20 protein-coding genes are annotated in these 26,637 nt (G+C 66.3%); 4 read left to right on the top strand and 16 right to left on the bottom strand.

What is annotated here, in order from left to right; genetic code table 11:
• Window positions 1-54: 54 nt before the first annotated feature.
• The 4 genes from PSEK12I1_RS0100585 to rph form a co-directional block, all read right to left on the bottom strand.
• Entirely contained in the window at window positions 55-1,959 is a 1,905-nt protein-coding gene (locus tag PSEK12I1_RS0100585) for an acyltransferase family protein (protein WP_027600361.1), read from the bottom strand.
• A gap of 48 nt (window positions 1,960-2,007) precedes the next feature.
• On the bottom strand, window positions 2,008-3,306 hold the full coding sequence (locus tag PSEK12I1_RS0100580) for a membrane protein (protein WP_042135246.1): 1,299 nt from the start codon (window positions 3,304-3,306) through the stop codon (window positions 2,008-2,010).
• Between the two features lie 306 nt (window positions 3,307-3,612).
• On the bottom strand, window positions 3,613-3,975 hold the full coding sequence (locus tag PSEK12I1_RS0100575) for a DUF4870 domain-containing protein (RefSeq protein WP_007161419.1): 363 nt from the start codon (window positions 3,973-3,975) through the stop codon (window positions 3,613-3,615).
• 12 nt (window positions 3,976-3,987) lie between these two features.
• Window positions 3,988-4,710 (bottom strand): ribonuclease PH, encoded by a 723-nt coding sequence (rph, locus tag PSEK12I1_RS0100570; RefSeq protein WP_017639344.1) that lies wholly within the window; start codon window positions 4,708-4,710, stop codon window positions 3,988-3,990.
• 172 nt (window positions 4,711-4,882) lie between these two features.
• Between rph and PSEK12I1_RS0100565 the strand changes: the two genes are divergently transcribed.
• From PSEK12I1_RS0100565 to PSEK12I1_RS23410, 4 genes are all read left to right on the top strand, one after another.
• The gene (locus PSEK12I1_RS0100565) at window positions 4,883-5,743 is read left to right on the top strand and encodes a YicC/YloC family endoribonuclease (RefSeq protein ID WP_027600360.1); all 861 of its coding nucleotides are present in this window, start codon (window positions 4,883-4,885) and stop codon (window positions 5,741-5,743) included.
• Between the two features lie 10 nt (window positions 5,744-5,753).
• Window positions 5,754-6,374 (top strand): guanylate kinase, encoded by a 621-nt coding sequence (gmk, locus tag PSEK12I1_RS0100560; protein WP_007161416.1) that lies wholly within the window; start codon window positions 5,754-5,756, stop codon window positions 6,372-6,374.
• Window positions 6,375-6,963: 589 nt separating this feature from the next.
• The gene (locus PSEK12I1_RS0100555) at window positions 6,964-7,458 is read left to right on the top strand and encodes a hypothetical protein (RefSeq protein WP_139346894.1); all 495 of its coding nucleotides are present in this window, start codon (window positions 6,964-6,966) and stop codon (window positions 7,456-7,458) included.
• A 12-nt stretch (window positions 7,459-7,470) separates the two neighbouring features.
• The gene (locus tag PSEK12I1_RS23410; RefSeq protein ID WP_042135254.1) at window positions 7,471-8,076 is read left to right on the top strand and encodes a hypothetical protein; all 606 of its coding nucleotides are present in this window, start codon (window positions 7,471-7,473) and stop codon (window positions 8,074-8,076) included.
• A gap of 48 nt (window positions 8,077-8,124) precedes the next feature.
• On the opposite strand, the gene PSEK12I1_RS0100545 is transcribed toward PSEK12I1_RS23410, so the two are convergent.
• From PSEK12I1_RS0100545 to PSEK12I1_RS23405, 12 genes are all read right to left on the bottom strand, one after another.
• Window positions 8,125-9,618: an aldehyde dehydrogenase gene (locus PSEK12I1_RS0100545; protein WP_027600359.1), complete on the bottom strand. Its 1,494-nt coding sequence runs from the start codon at window positions 9,616-9,618 to the stop codon at window positions 8,125-8,127.
• 103 nt (window positions 9,619-9,721) lie between these two features.
• Window positions 9,722-10,333 (bottom strand): hypothetical protein, encoded by a 612-nt coding sequence (locus PSEK12I1_RS0100540; RefSeq protein ID WP_027600358.1) that lies wholly within the window; start codon window positions 10,331-10,333, stop codon window positions 9,722-9,724.
• 80 nt (window positions 10,334-10,413) lie between these two features.
• Entirely contained in the window at window positions 10,414-11,784 is a 1,371-nt protein-coding gene (pelG, locus tag PSEK12I1_RS0100535) for an exopolysaccharide Pel transporter PelG (RefSeq protein WP_027598138.1), read from the bottom strand.
• 1 nt (window position 11,785) lies between these two features.
• On the bottom strand, window positions 11,786-13,309 hold the full coding sequence (gene pelF / locus PSEK12I1_RS0100530) for a GT4 family glycosyltransferase PelF (protein WP_007161412.1): 1,524 nt from the start codon (window positions 13,307-13,309) through the stop codon (window positions 11,786-11,788).
• A complete protein-coding gene (locus tag PSEK12I1_RS0100525) occupies window positions 13,306-14,295 on the bottom strand; it encodes a hypothetical protein (protein WP_027598139.1) in 990 nt (329 codons plus the stop codon). Before PSEK12I1_RS0100525 ends, pelF begins: the two co-directional genes overlap by 4 nt.
• Entirely contained in the window at window positions 14,273-15,646 is a 1,374-nt protein-coding gene (locus PSEK12I1_RS0100520; RefSeq protein ID WP_037006547.1) for a PelD GGDEF domain-containing protein, read from the bottom strand. The genes PSEK12I1_RS0100525 and PSEK12I1_RS0100520 overlap by 23 nt, the downstream gene beginning before the upstream one ends.
• Window positions 15,646-16,161, bottom strand: a complete 516-nt coding sequence (locus PSEK12I1_RS0100515; RefSeq protein WP_017639355.1) for a hypothetical protein — start codon at window positions 16,159-16,161, stop codon at window positions 15,646-15,648. The genes PSEK12I1_RS0100520 and PSEK12I1_RS0100515 overlap by 1 nt, the downstream gene beginning before the upstream one ends.
• A gap of 22 nt (window positions 16,162-16,183) precedes the next feature.
• The gene (locus PSEK12I1_RS0100510) at window positions 16,184-19,780 is read right to left on the bottom strand and encodes a tetratricopeptide repeat protein (RefSeq protein ID WP_027600356.1); all 3,597 of its coding nucleotides are present in this window, start codon (window positions 19,778-19,780) and stop codon (window positions 16,184-16,186) included.
• A complete protein-coding gene (locus tag PSEK12I1_RS0100505; RefSeq protein ID WP_187697312.1) occupies window positions 19,761-22,484 on the bottom strand; it encodes a bifunctional glycoside hydrolase 114/ polysaccharide deacetylase family protein in 2,724 nt (907 codons plus the stop codon). The genes PSEK12I1_RS0100510 and PSEK12I1_RS0100505 overlap by 20 nt, the downstream gene beginning before the upstream one ends.
• A 361-nt stretch (window positions 22,485-22,845) precedes the next feature.
• Window positions 22,846-23,958, bottom strand: a complete 1,113-nt coding sequence (locus PSEK12I1_RS0100500) for a polysaccharide biosynthesis/export family protein (protein WP_027598144.1) — start codon at window positions 23,956-23,958, stop codon at window positions 22,846-22,848.
• A 283-nt stretch (window positions 23,959-24,241) separates the two neighbouring features.
• Window positions 24,242-25,276: a glycoside hydrolase family 5 protein gene (locus PSEK12I1_RS0100495; protein WP_027600354.1), complete on the bottom strand. Its 1,035-nt coding sequence runs from the start codon at window positions 25,274-25,276 to the stop codon at window positions 24,242-24,244.
• A gap of 57 nt (window positions 25,277-25,333) precedes the next feature.
• Window positions 25,334-26,605: a flippase gene (locus tag PSEK12I1_RS23405; protein WP_074583494.1), complete on the bottom strand. Its 1,272-nt coding sequence runs from the start codon at window positions 26,603-26,605 to the stop codon at window positions 25,334-25,336.
• Between the last annotated feature and the right edge of the window lie 32 nt (window positions 26,606-26,637).

Here is a 26,637-nt window from a genome sequence, read left to right as displayed (position 1 = left end):
CGATGGGGTCGGCCTTTTTTCATGGAGCCAGGAAGCTGGCGTGCGGTCGGCGCCCTAGCGCTGGGCAGTGGCCGCCGTCAGTTGCAGACTGGGCAGCAGGTAATGGCCGACGATGAACAGCGAGCCCTTGTCGCTCAGGTGACCATCGTCGATCTGCAGCAGGGTCCGGCCATCCGCAGCCCGTACCCGGCAGGCATCCTCGACGCAGAGTCGTTGCACCAGGGAGATGTACTCCAGTCCTGCCGGGAGCCTGGCCTGGCGCATGGCCTGGTCGGTGGCGAGGACGTGGCGATCCAGGGCGGAGTCGGCGATGTGGTCATCGGTGCTGCCCCAGTGGCGGATGGCGATGACGCTGGGCAGCGACGGACTCCACTGGGGAACGGGGCCGAGCAGCACGATGCGCTTGACGCCATAGCTGTGCAGACGCTCGGTGATGGCGTTCCAGTCGGTCTTTTCGTGGTCGGCCTTCTGCGCCATGACCACCACCTCCGGACGCAGGCGCTGAATGGCTTCCAGGGCGGTGCGATTGGAGTAGTTGCAGGTCACTCGCGTCTCGGTTTGCCGACCCATGTCGTCGGTGAGGCGCGGCTTGCAGCTCGCCGAGGCCACCTGGTAGTAGGGCAGGCCGGCCGGCAGCAGGCTGCGCAAGCCGAAGGACAGGGCCTGGGCATGGGAATCGCCCCAGACGAAGAGACCACCCTTGCCCTGGCCGTGGGTGCAGCTGGGGTCGATGGCGTCCTGGTGGCGTTGGGTAAAGGCCGAATAGGCGTCGCACTTGAGCCAGTAGAGGTCGTGGAGATTCTTCTGGCGATCCAGGTATTCCTGCACGAATTGCGCGCGGTCCGACTGGCTGATGCTGCGCAGCGGCGTGATGGCACCGTCGGTGGCGTTCACCGCGCCCGCACTGAGGAACAGGGTGGCGAGCAGGCCGGTGCCGGTGGCCAGCGCTGCACCGCTCTGGCCCTTGCGGCGCGAGGCACGGGTCTCCACCAGGGTGTAGGAAGCCCAACCCAGGGCGAAAGAGGCGGCGATGCCCAGCAGCAGGTGCGGCGTCTTGTCGAGCAGGCCGGCATAGCTCATGAACACCACCACCGGCCAGTGCCAGAGGTAGAGCGAGTAGGAGAGGGTACCGGTCCACTGGGAGAAACCGTTGCCGGTGACCAGCGAATCCTGGCGGGCGGCCAGGATGATGGCGGCAGTGCCAAGCACAGGGATCAGCGCCAGATAGCCCGGCCAGACATCGCCTTCGGCGAGCGTCAGGAAACCCACTGCCAAGGTGATCAGCCCGGCGCCTTCCAGCAGCCGGCGCGAGCGGGCGGCGAGTTGCAGCGGGAAGAGATAGGCGACGCCGCCCACCATCAGCTCCCAGGCACGGGTCGGCAGCAGATAGAAGGCCGCTTCCGGCCAGAGCAGGGAGGCGGTGACGGCGAAGGCGAAGCCGGCCGCGGTGGCGAGCAGGATCAGCACCCGCAGGGTCTTGAGCGACACCAGCTTGGACAGCAGCACCAGGATCAGCGGATAGACCAGGTAGAACTGCCATTCCACCGACAGCGACCAGGTGTGCAGCAGCCATTTCTCATGGGCCGCGGCGGTGAAGTAGCCGGCTTCCTTCCAGTAGACCAGGTTGGAAACGAAACCCAGGCTGCTCGCCACGTGCTTGCCCAGTTCGCCATAGGCGTTGGGCAGCAGGAAGAACCAGCCGGCGATCAACAGCACGGCGCAGAGTACCGCCAGCGCCGGCACGATGCGGCGGACGCGGGATAGGTAGAAGGCGGACAGGCGGAAGCGCTGCTGTTCGAGGGCGCGAAAGATGATCCCGGTGATCAGGAAGCCGGAGATGACGAAGAAGACGTCGACCCCGGCGAAACCGCCCGGTAGCCAGTCGGCATTGAAGTGGAAGAGGACGACGGCGATCACGGCGATCGCGCGCAGCCCATTGATATCTTTCCTGAAGTCCATGAGCGGCATCCGGGCAGCAAGGGGAAGGCGAGAGAAGGAGGCGTCGGGCTAGGCGTGGGGGGCCAGGGTTTCCGGTGCCGGGCGGACCAGGTGCAGGCCGGGGTCGGTCTTGGGCTTGAGCAGCAGATAGCCCAGGGTGATGCCGATGAACAGGTTGGCCACGCCGATCTCGAAGAGGTCGGTGGTCCAGCCGATCAGGCAGAGACAGAAGGCGATGGCCAGCAGAGTGTGGCTTTCACGGTCGCGATTGAGGTACAGACGGATGAACAGCGGCAGCTGCAGGCAGTATAGAGCGATGCCGACCACGCCGAACACGCACCACAGATAGACCACGCTGCTGTCGCAGTTGACCATCAGGTCCAGGCCCGGCACCGGGAAGGCGGCCATGGTGCTGCCGAACATGCCGAAGCCGGCGCCGGTCAGGGTCCAGCCGGGTTCGCTCATGACCTCGACCACGTTGGGCCAGGTGTTGACCAGGCGGTCGTAGAAGGAGGCCAGGCCGCTGTCGCTGGTGACCACATGGGGATCGAAGTCGCGGATCAGGCTCAGGATCGGCAGCAGCAGGCCGCCCACCACGCCGAGCAGCAACAGCAGGTAGGTGGACCACGGGAAGCGCCGACCCAGCATCAGCATCAGGGTGAAGGCGAAGGCCGCAGCCGGGGCCTTGCTGGTGGTCAGCAGGATGCCGAACAGGCCGGTCAGGGCCATCAGCAGCCAGAGCGTGTAGGAGCGCGCGAAATAGGAGAGATAGAGGCAGTAGACGGCGATCAGGGCGGCCAGGACGTTGGACACGCGGGCGAAACCGGCGATGCGGTCGGCCTCGCCGGCCATCCAGTTGGTGTTGCCGGCGATGTCGTTGCCACCCAGGGTGTAGCTGTAGCCCTTCCAGGGGACGGAGGTGTACTTGTCCAGCAGGATGCCGATGAGCGAGGCGATCAGCAGACCCAGCACCACCCGGCCGAGCAGGCGTCGCTGCTCCAGCAGCTCGCGGCCGCAGAGCAGGCCGAACAGCAGTGGGCTGTAGACGAACAGCGAGAAGAAGACGTTGTTGATGCTGGCGCCATGCAGCAACGCCAGGGCCGCATAGGCCGGGATGCTGAGCAGGGCCACCCAGAGGATGCGCGGTAGCTTGGCGGTGGCCAGTTGCAGGGCGAAGAGCGCCAGGCAGGCGATCTTGGGCAGGTAGATCAACGCCGAGGCACCGGCCATGTCGAGGTAGTAGCGCAGGGCGCCGGAAAAGGTCTCGACGAACAGCAGCGAGATGGCGGTCCAGACCGCGAGGGTCGAATAGCGCCAGGACAAAGCCTGCTGGAACGCCGATTGCGGGGGGGCGACTACGGCCGACATGATCATCATCCCTGGGTTGATGCCGAGGCAGCGGGCCGTGGGCGGCCGCTGCGCTGACGTGAAAGGCGCGAAAGCGATAACCAGCGCGAGGGCTCGCCACCTTGGCGTTGTCCCTGGGCTGGATGAGGTCTGCAAGCGAAAGGCAGGCACGCTACCGCCCATGGCGGTCAGGAACGGCCACGGGCGACAGGTGGAAAAAGGTACGACGCGGGGATGATAGCGGAGGGCTTCCGGCGCCTGTCAAACGGCGCCGGGCCGACCGGAAATCCTCAACGCGGATATCAGAAGCAGGCCACAAAAAGCCCGCTACTTCACCATCCGCCAGGTCAGGGGATAGCGGTAATCGCGGCCCTGGTTGGCCTTGATGCCGGCGATCACCGTCAGCACGAAGGCCACGCAGGCCACCAGCAGCATCAGCGGAAAGCCGATCAGCACCCACACCAGCAGCCAGCAGATCATGTGCAGCAGGGTGACGGTGAGCTGGAAGTTCAGCGCCTCCTTGCCCTGGCGGTCGATGAAGGGGTCGTCCTCGCGCTTGAACTGCCAGACCACCAGCGGACCTATGACGTTACCGATGAAGGGCACCACGAAGCCCAGGAAGGCGGCGTAGTGGCAGAGCATGGCCCAGCGCCGGGCTTCGGCGCTGGGGGCGGGGACGAGATCGTGCATGAGCGGGCTTCCTTACTCGCCGCGCAGGGCGGCTTGCTGGAGCTCGAACAGGTCGCGCAGGCCACCCTGGGCCAGTTCGAGCATGGCGTTGAGTTCGGCCGGCTGGAAGGGCGCGCCTTCGGCGGTGCCCTGCACCTCGATGAAGCCACCGGCGTCGGTCATGATCACGTTGAGATCGGTCTCGGCGGCGGAGTCTTCCAGGTAATCCAGGTCGAGCACCGGGGTGCCCTGGTAGATGCCCACGGAGATGGCGGCCACCATCTGCTTGAGCGGATTGCCCTTGAGGTTGCCGCGGCGCTTGAGCGCGCCCAGGGCATCGACCAGGGCCACGCAGGCACCGGTCACCGAGGCGGTGCGGGTACCGCCGTCGGCCTGGATCACGTCGCAGTCGATATAGATGGTGTTCTCGCCCAGCTTGGACAGGTCGACGGCGGCGCGCAGCGAACGACCGATCAGCCGCTGAATCTCCAGGGTCCGACCGCCCTGCTTGCCCTTGGCGGCTTCCCGCTGGTTCCGCTCGCCGGTCGCGCGCGGCAGCATGCCGTACTCGGCGGTGAGCCAGCCCTGGCCCTTGCCCTTGAGAAAGCGCGGCACCCCGGCCTCGACGCTGGCGGTGCAGATCACCTTGGTATCGCCGAATTCCACCAGGACCGAACCCTCGGCGTGCTTGGTGTACTGACGGGTGATGCGGATGGGGCGCAGCTGATCGGCGGCGCGGCCACTGGGACGCTTCATTGCGGGCTTCCTGTAAGGCGTAGATATCAGGTCCATAGTATAGAGAGCGTCCGGCTCATGCGACACGGATGCATTGGGTCGCTCCGATCAGGTGCGCTAGAATCGTGCGTTTTACATGCGTGGTCGCTCGGGATCGCCCCAGATCCACGCATCGTCAGACGAGGATCCTGCCATGGTGCACAGCATGACGGCGTTCGCCCGGGTCGAGCGGCCGGGGCCCCAGGGCACCCTGAGCTGGGAGTTGCGCTCGGTCAATCACCGCTATCTGGAGCCCCACCTGCGGCTGCCGGAGACCTTTCGCGATCTGGAGTCCGGCGTGCGCGAGGCGCTGCGCCGGCGCCTGTCGCGGGGCAAGCTGGAGTGCGTGCTGCGCGAAGAGCGTGACGAGAGCGTGGCCCTGCGCGTCGATGCCCGCCGCGCCGCGCAGCTGGTGGCCGCCGCCGAAGACGTCGCCGCGCTGATCGCGCGCCCGGCCAAGCTCGATCCCCTGGCCGTGCTGGCCTGGCCCGGGGTGCTGGCGGGCGCCGAGGTGGATGGCGCCGAACTCAAGGCCCAGACCCTGGCGCTGTTCGAGGCGGCGCTGGATGAATTGCTCGACGGCCGGCAGCGCGAGGGCCGCGAACTGGCGCGCCTGATCAAGGAACGCCTGGACCAGGTGCTGGCGGAGGTGGCGACCCTGCGCGCGCTGCTGCCCGAGCTGCTGGCCCTGCAACGGCGCCGTATCCTCGAGCGCTGCGCCGAGGCGGGGGTCGAGTTCGAACCGGCGCGGCTGGAGCAGGAACTGGTGCTGATGGCGCAGAAGAGCGACGTGGCCGAGGAACTGGATCGTCTGGAGACCCATGTGGCCGAGGTGCGGCGGGTCCTGGCGGGCAGCGGGGCGGCCGGCCGGCGGCTGGATTTCCTCATGCAGGAACTCAATCGCGAGGCCAATACCCTGGGTTCCAAGGCCATCGACGCCCGGGCCTCCCAGGCGGCCATCAATCTCAAGGTGCTCATCGAACAGATGCGTGAGCAAGTGCAGAACATCGAATAGGCGGACCTTCATGACAGCCCTTCCCGGCACCCTCTACATCGTTTCCGCGCCTTCCGGCGCCGGCAAGACCAGCCTGGTCAAGGCCCTGCTGGATGCCCTGCCCGACATCCGCGTGTCGGTCTCCCACACCACCCGCGCCATGCGCCCGGGTGAAGCCGACGGGGTGAACTACCACTTCGTCGATTGCGCGACCTTTACCAACCTGCTCGAACACGGCGACTTCCTCGAGCACGCCGAGGTGTTCGGCAACTACTATGGCACCTCCCAGGCCGCCCTGGAGCGCACCCTCGCCGAAGGCCACGACCTGATCCTGGAAATCGACTGGCAGGGCGCCCAGCAGGTCCGTCGCAAGCTGCCCCACGCCCAGTCGATCTTCATCCTGCCGCCGAGCCAGGCCGCCCTGCGCCAGCGCCTGGACAACCGCGGCCAGGACAGCGCCGAGATCATCGAGCGCCGCATGCGCGAGGCGGTCAGCGAGATGAGTCACTATGTCGAGTACGACTACCTGATCATCAACGACGACTTCGCCAGCGCCCTGGAAGACCTCAAGTCGATCTTCCGCACCCGCCAGCTGCGCCTGGATCGTCAGCAGCGCCGCCACGACGATCTGCTGGTGGATCTGCTGGGCTGATACCTGCCTCGCGGCCCGCGCCTTCAGCGCGCGGGCTGTCCGCTCCCCGCGTGGCCGCCGGCAGGACGTCCGGCGCCCTTCCAAAGCCATGAAATATCTCGTTACATTTTTTCTGGGTCTTGGCTTGGGCGGCTGGCGCCTGTCGATGTTTTGGCAGTCGCGCTATTTATCTGGTTTTACACAAAAAATATTGATCATCGGCTGACGGTTATTGGCTCTGCTCTAATTTAAAGCCGCTTTTTATATGCTTATTTAAAAGCATTAAAACAGCGAATTTCTACCGGCTTTCGCCTGGTCGCCATTCGTTACTATTTGTTTAAAGAAACTTTGGCTAGGCTTTTTCCGGACGACTAGCGAAGTTGCCCGTGCGCTAAAGGCGGGCATTTAGCTATCAAGGTCGTTGCTGTTAGCGGTTGTCTGATTACCTGAGCACTGTCAGGGAAACAATTATCGGAGCTGACTTCGGTAAAGGGTTTCCTATTGTCCGCTAGAACTGCAAGAGCCGCGTAGTTGAGCATTTCGCGGGAGCTTTCGGTATTTCAGTGGGACTTTCATTTTTGACATGACTGTCGTAACAGGAGCGTTCGATATGAAATTAAAACCTGTGGCCACGCTGATGTTGGCAACGCTGTTGGGTACTACCGCCCAGGCAGCAGAGTCTTTGAGTACGGGTCCTTACTTGCGGCTCAAGGTGCTGGGCAATACCGGATTCGTCCTCAATAGATTGAAGGCGGAAGACACCAAGATCGTCACGGGTGGTGAATACGACTATCTGGTGGTCGGGCCCAATGTGCAGGTCGACGGCAACGTCAAGAAGGAGATCAACGACGCCCTTGATCAAGGCAAACGCGTGATCTTCGACAATCAACCCGGTCAGCACCTCGCCAGTGAGAACGCGGCCCTGGCGCTGGGCATGACTGTCGAGGCGGATGCCCTGATGGTGAAGAAGCCGGAGAAGGACACTGGCCTGCTGATAACCCCCGTCGATCGGCCCACGCGCGCCGATGCCCTGTCCGCGAGCAAGGCCCAGAGCAACAAGCAGGATCAGGCGAGCAACACCATCGAAAACGTCTTCGGACTTTGAGGGACCAAAGTTATGAATACCTTTGCGAAATCCACCCTGGTTGGCGCGCTCGGCTTCCTGCTGTCGACCGGTCTGGTGCAGGCCGGCGAGTGCTTCACCGACCACACCGAGCCCGCCATCCTGGGTGACGGTTCCCGGGCCTTCGCCACCCAGCAGGCAGGCAAGACCTGGGAGGACTGGATCTGGCGCGGGCCGATCTTCCGCTGCTCGACCAGAGGAACCATCGACTGCACCTACACCTGGGGCGAGACCAAGACCTCCAGCTACGGCTGGTCGGTAGGGGTCAAGATCAATCCGGAGAAGCTGCCCTTCATCGGCAAATACCTGAGCATCCTCGGCGTCGATGGCAGCTACAAGCAGGATCGCACGATGAGTACCGCCTTCACCTGGGGCGTGAGGATAGAGCCGGGCTACAAGGCGCAACCCATTCAGGTGGTGGAGCGACGCTGGAAAAGCGGCAAGTTCCGCGGCGCCTGGGTCCGCACCGGCAGTTGTTCGCGCGGCATCGGCAACCCACCCGGGATGCACTGGTACGACTGGGATTCCAAGCGGGTGATCAGCAGCTGGAGCGGCAGCGTGGAGGTGAGCAGATACGCCACCTACCACGTCTATCGCTAGGCCTGCGCCCGCGACCAGCCGGGTCGCCATGACCCGGCTGGTCAGGGATCAGAGCTTGATCCAGGTCGCCTTGAGCTCGGTGTACTTGTCGAAGGCGTGCAGGGACTTGTCGCGACCGTTGCCGGACTGCTTGAAGCCGCCGAAGGGCGCGGTCATGTCGCCGCCGTCGTACTGGTTGACCCAGACGCTGCCGGCGCGCAGGGCGCGGGCGGTCTTGTGGGCCTTGGAGATGTCGCGGGTCCAGACCGCGGCGGCCAGGCCGTATTGGGTGTCGTTGGCGATCTGCACGGCTTCTTCGGCGGTGTCGAAGGTGATCACCGAGAGCACCGGGCCAAAGATCTCTTCGCGGGCGATCTTCATGGCGTTGCTCACGCCGTCGAAGATGGTCGGCTCGACATAGACGCCGCCGGTCTCTTCCAGGGTGCGCTTGCCACCGGCCACCAGGGTGGCGCCTTCGGCATGGCCGGCTTCGATGTAGCGCAGCACGGTGTCCAGCTGGGTGGTGTCCACCAAGGCGCCGACGTTGGTCTCGGGGTCCAGCGCATGGCCGGGCTTCCAGCCCTTGAGGGCCTCGACCACCAGCGGCAGGAATTCTTCCTTGATGGAGCGCTCCACCAGCAGGCGCGAACCGGCGGTGCAGACCTCGCCCTGGTTGAAGGCGATACCGCTGGCGGCGGCCGCGGCGGCGTCCTTGAGGTCGGGGGCATCGGCGAAGACGATGTTGGGACTCTTGCCGCCGGCTTCCAGCCAGACGCGCTTCATGTTGGATTCGCCGGAATAGGCCAGCAGCTGCTTGGCGACCCGGGTAGAACCTGTGAAGACGATGGTGTCGACGTCCGGGTGCAGACCAAGAGCCTTGCCGACGGTATGGCCGTAACCCGGCAACACGTTGAACACCCCGGCCGGGATGCCCGCCTGCTGGGCCAGCTGGGCGACGCGGATGGCGGTCAGCGGCGACTTCTCCGAGGGCTTGAGCACCACCGAGTTGCCGGTGGCGAGCGCCGGGCCGAGTTTCCAGCAGGCCATCATCAACGGGAAATTCCAGGGCACCACGGCGGCGACCACGCCGACCGGCTCGCGGGTGACCAGGCCGAGCTGGTCATGGGGCGTGGGCGCGACCTCGTCGTAGAGCTTGTCGATGGCCTCGGCGCTCCAGCGGATGGCGTTGGCCGAGGCCGGCACGTCGATGGTGAGGGAGTCGGCGATGGGCTTGCCCATGTCCAGGGTTTCCAGCAGCGCCAGCTCTTCGGCGTTGGCCAGCAGCAGGTCGGCGAAGCGGATCAGCACGCGCTTGCGCTGGGCCGGCGCCAGGTGCGCCCAGGTACCCTTCTGGAAGGCGGCGCGGGCGGCGGCCACGGCCAGGTCGGCATCGGCGGCGTCACAGCTGGCGACCTTGGCGAGGAAACGTCCGTCCACCGGACTCAGGCAGTCGAAGGTGGCGCCGGCGGTGGCGTCGACATAGGCGCCGTCGATGAAGGCGCGACCTTCCAGGGTGAGACCTTGGAAGCGCTGCTCCCACTCGGCGCGGCTGGGCAAGCTCATGGGTGACTCCTCGCTAATGGCGGTGAGCAGCCACCCTAAACCGGCCCGGAAGGGTTATCAATATATTTGACACTCGGCCGCCAAAGGCGCCGAAACGTGCGTTTTATCGAACGCTGCGCTGGCGTTGACGACTCAGGGTCAGGGCCGGGCGGGCCGTGGTCAGGGCGCCACGCCGTTGCCGCGGCTTGAAGCACTGCTGGGTGAGCGGCGCCTCGACGCTGGCGTCCAGGTCATCCAGCCAGCCCTCCACGGCGTCTTCCAGGGCGGCGACGGTGAGCTGGCCCAGTACCTGGTGGGCGATGAGATTGCCCAGGCTGGGCGCCGCCGGCGCGCGGGTGGCGCCCCACCAGGCGGCCAGGCGCTCCTGCAGGCCTTCAAGCAGGCGATGGAGGCGATAGGCCGCGGCCAGCAGGGCCAGGCTGGCCGAGGGTGCCTGGGCCAGCGCCGCCGGGGCGAAGCCGGCCAGGGCGCGTTCCAGCACCCCGGTCAGGGGCGCCTCGAAGGCCACCGCTCGCGCCTGCAGCAGCAGGGCTTCGAGGGCATCGGGCACCTTGTCGACATAGGCGCTGGCGAAGCGCTCCAGGGCCGGGCCGCGGGTGGCGTCGGCGCTGGCAGTACGCGCCGCCTGGTCGGCAAAGGTGCGGCTGGCCTCGCCACTGTCCCGAGCGCGCCCTTGGGTGGTCTGGATCACGAGGCGCAAGGCGGCGGTATTCATGGCAGGGTCCTGCAGGGATGAGCTGTGTTGGACGCCTCCAGAGGGAGCGGGTCACACCGTTCGTCCGGTGCCGGCGGCCTTCAGTGCCGGAGCATGAAGGTGTCGTATTCCAGGTCGTCCAGCACCCGGTCCAGGCGGTGCAGACCCAGCAGCACGCAACAGGCCAGGGAGACGGTGAAGCCGTAGCCGAAGAAGCTCGGACCCAGCTCGATGCTCAGCAGGGTCAGCGCCAGGTTGAGGCCGAGAAACAGGGTGCAGAGCATCAGCACGGTGTCGCGCCGGTCCAGGTAGAAGAAGACGTTGAGCAGCGCCATGAACACCACCTGGATGCTCACCCCCACCACGTCGATGTAGAACAGCGGCAGGTAGTAGTGCGACATGCCGAGCCAGGCCAGCAGCTGGGGCGCCAGCAGGAACACCAGCACCAGGGTCAGGCCCTGGACCTTGCAGATCTCCAGCAGCCCCTGGCGGATGGCCAGGATCATCTGCTCCTTGAGCTGGCTGATGTGCTGCAGAGTCTCGCCGCCGCGCACGGCGTTGAACACCCGCTCGTACCACTCGGCGAAGTCGGTCTCGATGCGCACCAGGAACACCGCCATGCCGGGGATGATGGCCAGGTAGGCGAGAAAGATCGGCAGGTCGTAGAGGATGGAGGCGCGCAGCGGACCGATGACGGCATCGGAGGTCAGCGGATTGAACCAGAAGACGAATTTGTCGACCCAGATGCCCAGGTTGTAGAACAGCCCGGTGACCAGCAGGCTGATGAAGATCTGCTTGCGGTCGAGGAAGTCGAAGGCCACCAGGCGGTCGGCCGGGTATTCGCGGATGATGTCGTAGAGAAACATGAACAGCAGGGCGGCGTGGCCCAGCAGCAGCGCCATCAGCAGGCCGTCCATGCCAAGGAAGCGCAGCACGAAGGCGGCGGCGATCATGATGGCGTAGCCCAGTGTCATCACCACCAGGATGCGGTTGTAGGCCTTCATCCCCGACAGGAAGATGATCACCAGCCAGAGATCGCAGAGGGTGACGAAGTTGGCCAGCACCAGCAGCCGGTAGGCGAAGGGCTGGTCGAACAGGGTGGCCAGCAGCAGGAAACCCAGGCCGCCGGCGACCAGCGTGACCAGGAGCAGGATGCCCACCAGATTGGGCAGGATGCTGGTCTGTTTCTCCTCGAACAGCCGGTCCGAGACGAAGCGGGTGAAATACAGCTGCAGGCCGCCGGTGAGGATCAGCGAGCTGGCCATGAGGTAGGTCACCGTGACCAGGAACTGGCGGATCAGCACGCTGGGGGTGACGATGCCGGTGGCCAGCACGCCGATCAGCATGACGCTGATGATCGACAGCACCCAGGGCCCCGAGCTGATCAGGCCGGCATAGACATAGGCGCGCAGGGTGGCGGTGTAGGAGTCGCGCGCGAGGATCTTGCGCAGTTCGAAGCCGATGCCGGCCATGTCAGACGACCCTCCCGATGGCGTCCTGGTAGAGCTCGCGATAGCGTTCCAGCATCAGCGGCTCGGTGTAGTAGCGATTGACCCGGGCGAGGCCGGTGCGCTGCGCGGCCTGCCAGCGGCCGGGATTGCGCAGCAGGGCGAGGATGGCGCGGGCGGTGGCCTGGGGATCGGCGATGGCGACCACGCTGCCGCCGGTGCCCAGGGCGCGGTCCTCGGGGATGGAACCCTCGATCAGCTCGCGGCAGGAGCCCACGTCGCTGCTCACCACCGGCACCCCGGCGGCCCAGCCTTCGAGGATCACCAGCGGTTGGGCCTCGCTGATGGAGGTCAGCACCATGAGGCCGAGCTTGGGCAGGATGTCGCCGATCTTCTGGAAGCCGAGGAATTTCACCTTGCCCTCCAGGCCCAGGCTGGTGACCAGGCTGTGGCATTCGGCGGCGTATTCCTCGTCTTCGTCTTCCGGGCCGACCACCCAGGCCTCGGCCTCGGGCATGGCGCTGATCACCCCGCGCATGGCGCGGATGAAGGTCTTGACGTCCTTGATCGGCACCACCCGGCCGAGCAGCCCGACCACCGGCGGCACCCCTTCCGGGCGGCGCTCCAGGGCGTCCTGCCACTGGGTGAGGCTGATGCCGTTGGGGATCACCCGGCAGCGCGCGGGATCGGCGCCGTCCTGGATCTGCCGGCGGCGGTTGCCGTCATAGAGCGAGATGATCGGATCGGCGGCCTTGTAGGTGAGCAGGCCGATACGCTCGAAGAAGCGGATCCACAGCCGGCGGATGTAGCTGACGTCCACGTCCAGGCCAGTACGCAGGGCTTCATCGGGCCCTTCGGCGATCCACTTGGCCTGGGCCAGGTCGATCTTGCGTTCCTTGGTGTAGATGCCGTGCTCGCTGAGCAGGAAGTTGCAGCCCCAGCGCCGCTGCAGGATAGCGCCGAGCATGCCGGCGTAACCGGTGGAGATGGAGTGGATCATCCGCGGACGCGGCAGGCGGCGCGCGGCCTCGGCCAGCATCAGCAAGGGCGCCTGCATGGCGCGCAGGGTCCAGAGGTAGTCGACGAAGGAGGGATCGGTGCAATAGCGCTCGTAGCCCTCGGTGATGGCCTCCCAGCTGGCGCGGCTGTACATGAAGTCGTCCAGGGTCACGCTGCCCTGGGCGAAGGCGTCCACCAGGGCATCGCCCTGGGCGGCGCTGGGTTCGTCGGGGTGGTGCAGGAAGGCGTGCAGGTCGCGCAGCAGCTGCACCGGCGCCTGGCGTCTTGGACTGATGGGCGCCGCCTTGGGCACCCAGGACCCGGCGAGAAAGTGTTCCTCGATGTGCACCACGTTGGGCGGGATGGCGTAGTGGCGCTTCTCGTAGTTCTCGCGCTGGCCGCCGATGAAGAACACCGAGAAGGTCAGCTCCGGCAGGCCGAGGATCAACTGGTTGACCCAGCTCGACACCCCGCCGCGCACATAGGGCCAGGTGCCTTCCAAGAGCAGGCAGACATCGGGGGTGACGGTCGCGGCGGGGGCGTCTTTCATAACCAGTACTTCACCAGGGCGGCGAACGGCGGCCGCTTCTTCAGATCCGCCGGCAGGCTGTCGAGCAGCGCCGGGATGACCGCGTAATCGCGGCGCAGAAAGGCGATTTCGGCGCGAAAGGGCGCCAGTTGCGCCAGGGGTACGCCCGCCGCTTCCGCGGCCTGAAAGAATTCCAGGGCGCGCTCGGGCTCGCCCTGCTCCAGGGCGATACGCCCGGCGAGGATGCGCAATTCTTCGTTTTCTTCCCCGGCCAGGGCCAGTTCGATGTGTTCGCGGGCCTGGCCGAGCACGTGGCGCAGGACGCTGCCCTGGGCCAGACCCAGATAGGCCAGTTCCCAGTAGCCGCGGGCCAGGGTGCCGTGCAGCGCCGGCTGGCGCTCGGCGGGGGTGCTGGCCAGTTCGCCGAGTTGGGTCTCGATGCGCTGGTTGATCTGGCTTTCCTGCTGGTCGAGCATCGAATAGGCGAGCAGCCGCACATCGTCGGCCGGATCGCGCAGGGCCAGCTTGAGGATGGGGATGGCGTCGCGCCCCGGCATGCGGCGGGTGGCGAAGAGTGCGGTCAGGCGCTTGTCGGTGCTGGGCGCGTGGCGCAGGACGTCCTGCAGGCCGCCGTCGCTGAACAGCATCTCCTCGCGCCGTTCCAACGGGCGGAACGGCAGGTTGGGCACGCTGCGCGCCTCCCAGGCGATCTCGCGGTGTTTGCGCGGTAGATAGAGCGCCGGAAACACCGCGGCGATCACCCCGGCTGCGCCCAGCAGCGGAATGAAGAAGGCCAGGGCGAAGAGAAACAGCGGACTCCAGGGCAGCGGGCGCTGGTAGCGCCGGGGCAGCAGCAGCCAGGCGCCCCCTGCCAGCAGGGCGCTGCCGGCGGCATGGGCGGCGGCGAAGGCCAGGGCCGCCGCCGCCACCGGCAGGTTGGCGAACAGCAGCGCCCAGCTGCTGGCCTCGAAGGCGAAGGCGCCGCTAAACAGCCACTTGCTGTTCATGCAGGCCACACTCGTTGAACAGGAAGACGCGCAGCTCCTGGGCGCGGGTCTTGGGCAGCAGCTCGTGCTCATGGCTGCGCACGCCCAGGCTTTCCAGGGTGCTGTCCTGGCCATGGCGCTCGGCCAGCAGCTGGCGCAGCCGGCGGCGATAGCCTTCCAGGCCGTCGGAGGAGGTCAGCGGCAGCAGGACCAGCAGGCAGGGGTGACCAGCCTGATTGGTCAGGCGCAGTTGCAGGTCAAGGCCGCGGCGACTGCCTTCCAGCAGCGCCAGGGCGCGTTCGCCACCGTCGGCCTCGGTCATCTCGAAGCAGAACAGGCAGGCGGGCAGGGCGTGCTGCTGGGCGTCGCGCAGCGAGCGCTTGAGGTGCTGGGAGAATTGCTGGGCGTCATCGTCGGCCAGGGCCAGCGCCTGGGGATCGCTGCCCAGCAGGTCGGCGATGTGGCCGGCGAGGATGGTCAGCAGGTTGAGGGTGCGTTCGTTGAAGGAAAAGAACGGCATCTGCTCGATGGCCAGTACCGCCAGCAGCCGCTCCTCGGTGTCCAGCAGCGGCACGCAGGCCTGTAGCGCCGAATGCTGGGTCTCGCCGCGTTCCAGCAGCGCCTGGCGGATGCTCAGGGTCTCGCCGCGCTCCAGGGTCAGGCGCACCAGCAGGTCGTCGGGATCGATGCCGGGCATCTCGCCCTGGCTGGCGAGGGCGCGACGATCCACCCGGCCGTTGCCGTCGACCCGGTACAGCCCCGCTACCCGCAGCGAACCGTACTGGGTCAGCAGGCCGACGATGGGTTCGGCCAGGGCCTGCAGGGCATCCTGCTCGCGCGGCACCTCGCGCAGCTGGCGACGCAGGTCCAGCAGGGAGCTGCGCAGGCTGAGATCGTTGCCGGCGACGCGCTGCTCCAGGCGATCGTGGGAGATGCGCAGCAGGTGGTGGGCGCGGGTGAATTCATCCAGCCGTAGCTGGCGATAGTCGTTGGCCAGGTCCAGCCGTTCCAGGCGCCGATCCCAGAGGTCGCGGAATTCGCCCACCAGCATGGCGCAGAGCAACACGCCGACGATAAAGGACGGCGGGATCTCCTCGTAGGCCGGATAGCCCTGGCGGTGCAGGTAGAGCAGGGCCACAACCAAGAGGCTGGCACTCACCAGGCCGCGCATGAAGCCATAGCGCACGCCCATGAGGATGGGCGCGAACACCACCCAGGGAAAGGCCAGGCCGACCATCAGGGGATCGTCCGGCACCAGCCAGAAGCCCAGCCCCAGGGCGGCCGCCGTGACCAGCAGGGTTTCCAGCCAGGACAGGCGGCCACTGGCGCGGGGCGCCAGGGTGTAGTCCTTGTGGACGGATTGCAGGGCCATCAGCGCAGCTGCAGCTCTTGCGCGGTGCCGCGCAGGACCTTTTGCGCGGTGGCGGCCAGGCTCTCGCGCGACCAGCCGGAGCGGGCGCCGCTGTTGCTCCAGACCACCCGGCCGCTGGCCGGCTCGACCACCTGCAGGGTCACGCCCACCGCCGGTTCGCCGTCCAAGCCGTTCTTGTATTGCCACTCGTCGACGCTGCCGGTGAGCACGTATTGCAGATTCTGTTGCCGCGCCCAGTCCAGGGCCGCGCGCTGGCGGGCCTTCTCGTCGTCGGTGGGATTGCCGCCCTGGCTGTCGTCATAGACCTGCGGACGGATGCCGCGCTCGCCGAGCACGCTGACCAGGATCTGCGCCGCGCGATCGCCGGCCATGGGCGCCTGGGCATAGTTGGCCAGGGGCACCAGGCCCCAGCGGGCATCCTTGGGCAGGGCTTCGCCACTGGGTCGGGTAAAGCTCGAGCAGCCGGCCAGGAGCACGGTGGCGACACTGGCGACGAGCAGACGCGTGATGTTCATGAGGTCTCTCCCTTGAAGCGGCCTAGCGACCGATTCGATTGCTGTATTGAATGCCCAGGGTGCTGCCGGCCTGACCGCCGCTGCCCTGGGGCGCGGACTGGTAGCCGGCGGTGAACGCCAGTTCGTCGTCGCCGAGCACTACCATGCCCAGGCCGACATTCAAACCGTAGTTGAATTCGCGCTCGGTCCACTGCCAGCCGACCAGGGTGTCCACCAGCCAGCTGTACTGGGGATGGGTGCGGTTGAGCGAACCGGGAATGCCGCGTCGCCAGCTGCTGCCGACATAGAGCTGGCCATAGCGATCCTGCAACAGCTGGGTGCCGCCCAGGGCTTCCAGGTCGGCCACGGTGACCTCGCCGTTCTCGCCACTGCCGGCCAGCGGTTGCAGGTAGCGGGTGACGCTGGCGGGCAGGGTGCTGCGCGCACTGTTCTGCTGATAGGTGATGCCACTGCGCACCTGCCAGGTGGGACCTTCGAAGAAGATCATGTGGCTCAGCTCCAGGTTGAAGGCGAAGCCGCTGCCCAGGGCATCGCCGTCCCGACTGGAATAGCGATTGTGCGCCGCCCGCCAGCTCAGCTGGTCGCGTGGCGTGAGGTTGTGACGACCGGCCAGACTGACGCTATCCCGCCGGCCGAGGGCGCGCAGATAGCCGCTCTCGTCGGGTTGCCGGTGCCAGTCCAGGGCCGCTTCGATCTCGGTGTTGCCATCGATACGCCAGGTGCGGGCGACGCCCAGGCCCAGGCGATTGCTGTCCGAACGCTGGCTGGCGTCGACGGTGGTTTCCAGACCGCCATCGGCCAGGTTCTTCAGCACCTTGAGCAGCATCTGGTGTTCGTTGCCCAGGGCATCGGACTTGAGGCCACTGCTCTCCACGCGATTCTGCTTGAGCTGGACATCGGCATAGATGTCATCGCTGAGTCGCCGGGCGGCGCGCACCTCGGTGCCCTGTTCGATCAGACCGCCATAGTCGCGGCGTTCCCAGCCGGCCTGGACGCCGTTGGGGGTGCGCTCGGCCTGCTCGGTGGCCTGGCGCAGCAGCTGCCGCTGGATGACCTCCGGCGGCTCGTCACCGGCGGCGGTCAGGGCCGCGGCCTGGGCGTCGCCGGCATGGCCGAGGCGCTGCAGCACCTCGACACGCTGCGCCGGATCCAGATCGCCGGCCGCCAGCAGCTTTTCCAGCTCGCCGCGATTCTGCCGGCGCAGGACTTCCTGCAACTGCTCGTACTGGCGCACCTTCAGACCACGGCTCTTGGCCCAGGCCAGCCATTCGCCCTTGAGGCCGTCGTCGTTGTTCTGGCTGAGGGCGTCGAGCCACTGATCGAACCAGAGTTGCAGCATGCTCGGCGAGCCATCCTGCCAGGCACGCGCCTGGGCCAGCGCCGCCTGGGGGCCGCGCAGGCTGGAGAGCAGACGCAGGTAGGTGGCATAGCGCTCGGGGGTGGCCGGCACCTCGTCGTTGGCCAGGTGCGGCGTGACGACCTTGCGCAGCCGCAGCGCCGCGTCCTGGTGACCGGCGGCGTCCAGGGCGTCGGCGTAGGCGGCCTGCACCAGCCAGTCCTGGGGATGGGCGTCCAGGTAGCGGCGATACCAGCCGAGCGCCTCTTCCGCCTGGCCCAGCAGCACCAGACCGCTGCCGAAGGGCAACCAGAGCACGTCGCTGTCTCGGGCCCGACCCTTCCAGTCGCGCAGCAGGGTGGCCAGTTCGGTCTGGCGATTCTGGTCGATGAGCAGCCACAGCAGCCGCTCGCGGAAGCGGTCGTCATCCGGAAAGCGCTGCAAGGCCTGGCGATAGCCCTCTTCGGCCTGGGCGATGCGCCCGCGCTGGAAGTCCAGCCCCGAGCGCGCCAGCCAGACCGCGGGATTGTCGGCCGAAGCCGGCTCGCGCGCGGCACTGGCCAGCAGCCGCTCCAGCGCCGCGGTGTCCTTGAGTTGCTCGGCCCATTGCAGGGCGTCGGTCAGGCGCTTCTGGTTCTTGCTCTTTTCCCAGCTCTTTTCCAGCAAGGCCAGGGCCTTGCGCGGCGCCGTGCGCAGATAGATCGCCAGCAGTCGATCCTCGTCGTTGGCGGTCAGGCCCTTGTCGATCGTGGCCAGGCGTTCGAAGGCCAGCTGAGCCTCGCCGTCGCGCTCCAGCTCCCAGGCCAGCTCCGCCCGCAGCCGCCAGTAGTCGACGCCCTGCCGCTGCTTGGCCGGCATGCCCTCGAGCACCTTCCAGGCTTCTTCGGGCTTGAACAGCTCCCACAGGGTGCCGGCCCAAGTCAGATACTCCGCGTTGGTCAGCGGGAATCTCTTGCCGAACGCGGCCCAGCCTGCGGCTTCGGCGTCGCCCTGCTCGGTACGGGCCAGCAGCTGCTGCAGCCGCTCCCAGGCCAGGCGCTGCTTCGGCTGACGCCGGAGGTAGTCCCGCAGCCAGCGCTCCTCGGCGGCGGGATCGCCCAGGGATTCGTAGGCGAAGATCAGCGCATCCAGTTCGGTCTTGTCCAGTTGCCGTTGCCGCGAAGCCTCGGCCAGCAACTCGACCACGGCATCGAAGCGAAACGCCCGGGCGGCCAGCTTCCAGGCATGATCGCGCCGTTCCGGATCGTCCTGGCGCGCCAGCAGGCGCAACCAGAGGTCGAGGGCTTCGTCCATATGCCCGGTCCACTCGCCCAGCTGGGCCAGTTCCGCGAGCAGTTTTTCATCGTCCGGACGTAGCGCCAGCAGCTGATGACCCTCTTCCCAGGCACGTTCGGTGTCGCCTCGGCCCAGGGCCAGCCGGTACGCGGCCTCCAGGGCGGCCGGGTCGTCCGGCTGCCACTCGCGCCAGCGATCGATCAGGCGCTGGGCCAGGTCCAGGCGCCCGCTGCCCTGGGCGGCGGCCACCCCGGCCTGCAGCCAGGCCAGACCGCTGGCATCGGCCTGCAGCCGCGGCAGTTCCTGCTCCAGCAGGGCGGCGGCCTCGGCGCCCTGGCCGGCGGCAAGCCAGGCATCGAAGGCCTGGTGCCGGTAGCCCTGGCGTTGCTCGGCCGAATCGGCGAGATCGGCCAGGCGCAGATAGAGGCGCGCGGCCTCCTGCTGACGACCGCCGGCCAGGCTCCAGCGCGCCGCCTGCTCCAGCCATTGCTGGCGCCGGGGCGGATCGCGGCGGGCCAGTTCGACATAACGCTGTGCCGCCGTGGCCGGATCGCCCAGTTGCAGGGCGCGCTCGGCCACCCGTTGCAGCTGGGGCGTGCTCAGGGTCGCCACGTCCAGGGCGCTCAGCTGTTGGGCCAGGCGCTCGCGATCGGCATCGGCCAGGCCTTGCGGCTGGGCTTCCGCCTGCAGGATGTCCAGCTCCAGGGCATAGAAGGGCGTCGACGCCAGCGGTTTCGGCAGCAGCTGCAATTGCCGCCGCGCCTCGTCGATGCGCCCGAGGGCGATCAGCTGGTCGATCAGCTTCATGCGCAGCCCGGTGTCGTCCGGGGTCGCCTTGAGCAGCACCTGGGCGTAGCTGATGGATACCTGATCGGCCGGCTCCTCGCCGGGCAGGAAGACCTGCTTGCCATGAAAGGTCAGCACCAGCACCAGTGCGGTGAGGAGCGCGACCCCCAGCAGCGTCCAACCACTCAGGAGCCGGGTTTTCTTAGCCGCAGACGATCTCACCGTCACTCACTCGTGTTAGCGGAAGTTTGAACGTCTGGAGTCCGGCCGCAGCCGGCTGGCTCTTGTAGCGCTCGCGGCCGACCCGCACCTCGCAGGCCGAGGATGCGCGCAGGGTCAGCTCCAGCGGAAATTGCCCGGCGAAGGCGAAGCGGATGCGCGTCGGCGACAGGTAGTCCCACTGCTGCAGCGGAATATTGGCCTCTTCGAGGGCGGGGGTGGGGTCGCGGCTGTCGCGCAGGACCAGCCGCGCCTGAGCGCCGGCCAGGTGGACATAACGCCCCTGCGGCAGATCGCGGACCCCGGCGATGCCCCTGGAGCGCTGCAGATCCGGCCAACCCAGGCGCGGATCCAGGCGCAGGGTACGCAGACCGTCGAGGGCCTTGATCGACCAGCTGCCGTCGTCTTCCCGGGCGAGACTGGCGGTATAGAAGCCGCGCAGGCGACTCAGGTAGTCGCTCATCCACAGCGAAATGGGATGTTCGGCGGCCATGCCCTGGTAGATCTCTTCCATGACCTTGAGTGACGCCTGCTTGGTGCCCGAGTAGAAGTGGTAATAGAGATGCAGGCCGCGCAGACGCCGGGGGTGCTCGGTCCGCTCGAAGGTATAGAGCAGATCGCGAAAGCCGTAGTAGGGACCGCGCCAGAGATTGGTGTAGACGTTCTCGTTGATGATGGGCGCATAGAACTGCAGGCCGCCCGGGGTGGGGCGGATGAAGGGATAGAGTCCGCTCACCGAAGGCTGCGACCGGGTGATGTGCGAGTTACCGCCGTTCACGTTGAGCAGGCCATTGTCGTAGGCGAGCTTGAGGGTGGCGGCATCCGGCTGGGCGTCCCCGGACCAGAACACCATCTTCACCGGCTTTTGCGGGGTGGTCAGGCGCTCGTTGATATAGCGGGTCGAACCCACGATCTCCCGGGTGAAATCCACCTTGTCGTAGCCGGGAATCTGCATCATGTAACCGTACTGGGCTTCGAAGTTCTCGCTCTGCTCGGCCACCGCCGGTTGCCAGAAGAACGGATGGCTGAAGGTGTGGGTGGCCACCTCCACCTTGGGATCGGCGAACAGGCGACGGGCGATGGGCTCCAGCTGCGCGGTCAGCTCCGGATAGCGGCCCTTGGGGCCGACCTCGCCTTCGATGATCGACGCCGAGGTCAGAAAGGGATGCGGCTGGATGAACTGCTCCAGCACCACCTGGCCGGAAAAGGGCGCCCCCGGAATCTCCGCCTTGGACGCGAAGGCGTCGCCGTCGATGTGCACGGTAGCGATGCGTCGACCGTTCTCCGTGGTCGGATCGGGTACCGGCAGGGGTGGCAGTTGCAGGGTCTTCGCGGTGAAGGCGAAGGGATCGATGATCCAGCGACTGGCTTCGGGACCGTCTTCCATGACATAGGGGCCGAAGGCGAAGCCGCCCCAGGAGGCCACGCCCATGGGCACGAAGGTACCGCCCGGACCGCTCAGGCTGACCACCGGGGTCGGCCCACCGGGCAGCGTCTGCACGGCGGGCAGGTCACGCGTGCGCAACTTGACCGGTGCTTCGAAGTTGCCGGCCAGGGCAGGGTCCAGCACCTTGAGGGTCAGGCCGTCGGGCAGCGGCTTGCGACTGACGCCCAGACCCAGGCGCTTGAGCAGGGCCTCGTTGTCCAGCGGCAGGCCGCCGAGAATCAGCAGGGGGGTCTTTTCGTCCAGGCGCAGGCCGATCCAGTCGCTGAATTCCCGGGAATGAGGGGGCGGACCGCTGGTCATCCACACCACCACCCCGGCGTAGAGAGCACTGGGCCAGGCCGCGGGCAGCGGCTTGGAGGCATCGAAATAGTCCAGGCGATAGCCCTGATACTCCAGGGCACTGCCCAGGAAACGGTGCACCGCCGACTGGCGCAGGGCGCCTTCGCGGCCGTCGTAGAGCAGCGCCAGCCGCCGTGGCTGCAGGGCCACCGAGCTGATGCCCAGGGTATTGAGATCGGGCGTGGTGATATAGGGCACATAGCCTTCGTCGCGCAGCCGCTTGGCCAGGCGCCGGGCTTCCTCACGCTGCTCCGGCGGCAGGTACTCGATGGCGATGACCGGGATACCGGCACTGCGCGCCGCCTCGATCCGCGGCTTCAGCCACTCGCGGTCTTGCTCGCTGACGGGACGATAGGTCTTCTTGCCGGCATCCCAGCCGGCGTAGAGGGATTCCACCGCCATGGCGGCAGCCACCCCGGGCAATTCCGGTTGCACCTCGAAGCCACGGTTGAAGAACAGCTTGAGCGCTGGCTGGCGGCGGTGCAGCTCGGCCAGCAGGCTCTTCAGCGCCAGGCGCTGGGTTTCCCGCTGGTCTTCGGCCACCAGCTGGAAACTGTCGAGGGTGTCGAGGAACAGCCCCGTGTAACCGGCTTTGGCCAGCTGGGCGGCGCGTTCGAGCAGGTGGGTTCGCCATACCGGCGCTGCCAGGTTCATCACCTGGCTGCCCCAGGCCTTGTTGGCCACCGGGCTGGCACCCGCGCTGAGACCGGCCTTCTCCAGCGCCGCCGCATCGCCGGCGAATTCGCCGATGGACAGGTAGGCGAAGGGCTGGGCACCGCCGTCGTGCAGCGCGCGGACATCGGCAGCACTGGCATGGCCGGGTTCGAGCACCACCCAGTCGAACTGGGCGAGTTCGGCCACCGGCGGCTTTTCCGCATACCAGAAGGCCACGCTGGCGGGCGCGGCCAGGGCCGTCCCCATGAGGGACAGGGAGCCCAACAGCCATACCGTCAGCCTGCTCCACCAACCCAAGCGGGACCCTGCTCTAATTGCCTTGCCTGACGCCACACCCAGTCCTTAAACGTGCCCAACTTCGGTATCAGGTTAGCTACATTACGCAAAAGCGTGACGAAAAACTGCCAGCGCCAAGCCGAGCGGCAGCAATTACCGGGTTAATAGGTATCGAAATAATTAATCGTCTGCTGGAAAGCCTGTCTAGGCAGCGGGTTTCAGACGTGTGGGCGAGGAGGTGTAGCGCGGGAAGGCAGGAGGGGGGTCGCGGAACATCAGGGGAATTGCCGTCATGCGCGGCGGTAACCGGCATGACGGCAAGCGAGCGCTGTTACTTGAAGCTGCTGTTCAGGTTGGCGCTGGTGGAGAGGATGTTGGTCGAGCCCAGCAGCTGGCTGACGAAGCGGTTCCAGCGGGTGATACCGGCCGGGCCGACGAAGACCACGTCCTGCGGCTGCAGATGGAAGTTCTGCGCCAGCACATAGGCGGTGGGATTCTTGGCCGCCAGGTGGAAGACCTGGGCGGTGGCACCCGGGGCCTTCAGGTCTTCCGGGCCACGGATGACGTAGACGGCATCGGCGTTGGCGGTTTCCTGCTGGATGCCGCCGGCCTGGCTCAGGGCTTCCATCAGGTTCAGGTTGGTGATCTTGTAGCTGACCGCTGCCGGAGCGCGGACTTCACCGACCACATAGACCTTGCGGGCATCGTTGTAGGGCAGGTGGAGGCTGTCGCCGTCCTTCAGGTAGATGCCGTACAGCTTGGAATCCTTGCGGTTCAGGCTGTCGGTGTCCAGGCGGTATTCCTTGCCGTCACGCACCAGGGTCACGCCGGTCAGATCGGCGCCACCGCTGTTGGCCACGCCGGCCTGACCCAGGGCTTCCACCAGGGTGATGGGCTTGGTGGTCAGGGGAATGGCATCGCCCTTGTTCACGGCGCCGGAGATGGTGACCTTCTGGCTACCGAACTTCAGCACGCTGACGTCGACCTGGGGATTGTCGATGAAGGTGGCCAGACGACGGGAGATATCGGTACGGATCTCTTCCAGGGTCTTGCCGGCGGCGCGCACGGTGCCGACGTAGGGGTAGAACAGAGTGCCATCCGGACGCACCAGGCGACCGTTGGCTTCCAGCTGCTGCTGGGCGCCGGACGGAGCGGTCAGTTCGGGGTGATCCCAGACGGTGATGTAGAGCAGGTCGCTCGCACCGACGCGGTAAGCCTGCGGCTTGTAGTCCAGCAGGGGCTTGAGGTCGGGAGCCTTGGACAGGGCCGCGGAATCCTGACTCATCAGCAGCGAGCTGGTGATCGGGATCAGCTGGACCTTGGTGCCCTGGATGCTCGGATCGCTTTTCAGGTCGTCCTGATCCAGGTACTGACCCGGGGAGTAGGCACAACCCTGCAGGACGATGCCAGACAGCAAGGCCAGAGCGGTAAATTTGGTTTTCATGTCATTCGTCCTTGATTGCTGATTGAGTGTGAGCAAGAGGAATAAATCGGAAGGTAGAAGCAACGAGCCGGTTATTCATGGTGTTCCTTCGCGAGACATAACGGTCCTCGACAGGGGACTGGATTCCATGCGGCCAGCCTATCCAGCGGCGAGAGAACTCGGGTCTCAGCTTTTAGTTGTACGAGCACCTGAGTCTGCTGGTCTAGGACTGGCCCTTGGCCATCGAGTTCAGCGCCACCGGAGCGGAAAAAGGTGACGCCGTTCGAAATCTGTCATATCTCCGCTAACGAGGTCCTATGACTTCGCAGTCATGTTTGTTCAGGTGTTTTTCCAGCAGGGCCGTCTGCGGCTTCTCCGCGCCATTCTTTGGTTCGATGGCCAGAGGATAGTCGCCCCAGCCCGGACCCGCCGCCCAATAGGCGCTGGGTACGCACTGCTCGCCCAGATAGCTGAGCAGATTGTCCATGGCTTCCAGCCATTGCGGGTGTGCAGGTATCCCATATTCGCCAATGAAGCCGCGCAAATTGTGCTTTTTCAGCCACTCGATGAAGGGGCGGGTTCTTTCCACGCCGATCATGGGATGGACGCCCTTCATGCCCGAGGCGTAGTTGCCACTGGAGTCTTCGTCGAAGTAGATGTGCGCCTCGTAGATCAGGTTGTCCGCCGGATCCTTGATCAGCAGATCGCCATTCACCTGCGGCCAGCGCTGGGCACTGGACCAGCTGTCGCCGGCGATGAAGATCGGCGTCTTCATGTCCACCGTGCGGATGCTGTCCACGGCCGTCTGCGCCGCCCGCGGCCAGAGGCCCTGGGTGTCATGGGGTTCGTTCATGACATCGTAGCCGTACAGCGCCGGATGCTTCTGGAAGGTCAGCGCCAGGCGCTTCCAGACATCGGCGTAGCTGGCATAGGACACCTGGGGCGAGCCGATCAGCTGGCCGCGATAGCGCGCGTAGTTGTGCAGGTCGAGGATCACCCGGATGCCGTACTTGTCGGCGAAGTCCAGGGTGCGCTGCAGCAGGGCGACCTGGGCCTGATCCAGTTCACCGCCCAGCTGGGGCTGCACCCGCTCCCAGAGGAAGGGGAAGCGGATGAAGCGGATGCCCTTGGCCGCGTAGCGGCGGAAGTAATCCTCGGTGGGATAGAAGTAGTTGGTGCCTTCCACGCCGGGCAGCACCTGGCCGGCGAAGCCGGCGGCCGACAGGTTGATGCCGATGAGATCCACCTTGGCTGTCGCCGGCTGTGGCTGAGCCTGGCTATAAAGCGCCGCGGACAGTAATACGGTGGCCAGCAGGCCACCACCGATACGACGTTTCACTCGTGACACGGACAGCACCTCTCGTGTGTTGCGTAAGTTCGTCTGGACAGGGCTCCCTCAGGAGCTCTGCTGGTAGACCGGCGTGGGTTGCAGCGGCGGCGTGCGCCGGGCGAAGTATTCCAGCGCCAGGTAGTCCACTGTCACCCGGATGGTCCAGGCGATGGCGGCGCCCATGATGGAGAAGTGTTGGATGCACACCACCAGCAGACCCAGGTAGGGCAGCAGCTCGGCGAGATGGATCATCGCCGTGGTCCGCGAATGGCCGCGGGCCTGGATCTTGGCGAAGGGAATCTGCGCCAGGGCGTTGAAGATGAAACCCACCGCCAGGATGCGCAGGATCTGCGCGGCATCGCCGCCGTACTCCGGACCCATCCACACGGTCATGATCCAGGGCGCCAGGACGAGGATCGGCAGCACCATCGCCAGGCTGATCAGCAGCAGGCCCCAGAAGGCCTTGTTGGCTTGGCGCGCGGCGTCGTCGCCGCTCTTGCTCAGCAGCGGGAACACCACCCGGGCCACGGCATTGGGGATGATCAGCATCCGCGAGACCGCTTCGGCCGGAGCGGTATAGAAGGACACGCGGCTGGCGCCGACCATGTGCGACAGCACGAAGCGGTCGAAGTAGACCATCAGCGGACTGATGATGTTGCTCACCGTCATCCAGCTGCCGAATTTCAGCAGTTCCTTGAACACCTCGACCTTGAAGGTGCGGATGCCTTCCGGGAAGTCCTTGTGCAGCGGCCAGTAGGCCAGCGCCATGGACACCACCCGCGCCAGCACCAGACCGATCACCGTGGCGGAAAAGCTCGGTTCGATCAGCACCGCGATCAGCGGCGCGATCGCCAGCAGGCTGTTGGAGAAGGTCCGCAGGATGTTGAATTCACCGAAGCGCTCGTTGCCTTCCAGGTAGGCGAACCAGACCGTCGCCAGCAGGAAGGGCGGCACGCACAGGCTCAGCCAGCGAAAGCCGGCCACGGCATTGTCGAAATGTTCGGGCGAGACGTGCAGCAGACTCACCACCTTGCCCGCGCCGAACCACAGCAGCAGCGTCGCCAGCAGGCTCAGGCCGATGACGGCGCCGGTGGCCGTGCCCATGACCAGCCGGTTGAGTCCCTTGTCGCCATGGTGCATGGCCACGGCGCGGATGACCGCCCGCGACAGGCCGGCATCGAACAGGGTGGCATAGCCAACGATGGCGAAGGCCAGGGTGAACAGGCCGAACTGCTCGACCCCGAGCAGGCGCGACAGCACGCCCATGGTGGGCAGCGCGATGGCACTGGGAATGACGACACCCAGGATGTTCCAGGTGCTGTTTTTGATCATCGACATCGTGGGGGTGAAAACTCCTTGAGGCCGCCCGA

The sequence above is a fragment of the Pseudomonas sp. MOIL14HWK12:I1 genome (assembly GCF_000510705.1).
In the GTDB taxonomy this organism is placed as follows: domain Bacteria; phylum Pseudomonadota; class Gammaproteobacteria; order Pseudomonadales; family Pseudomonadaceae; genus Chryseomonas; species Chryseomonas oryzihabitans.
This window is presented reverse-complemented; position numbering and strand designations above follow the sequence as displayed.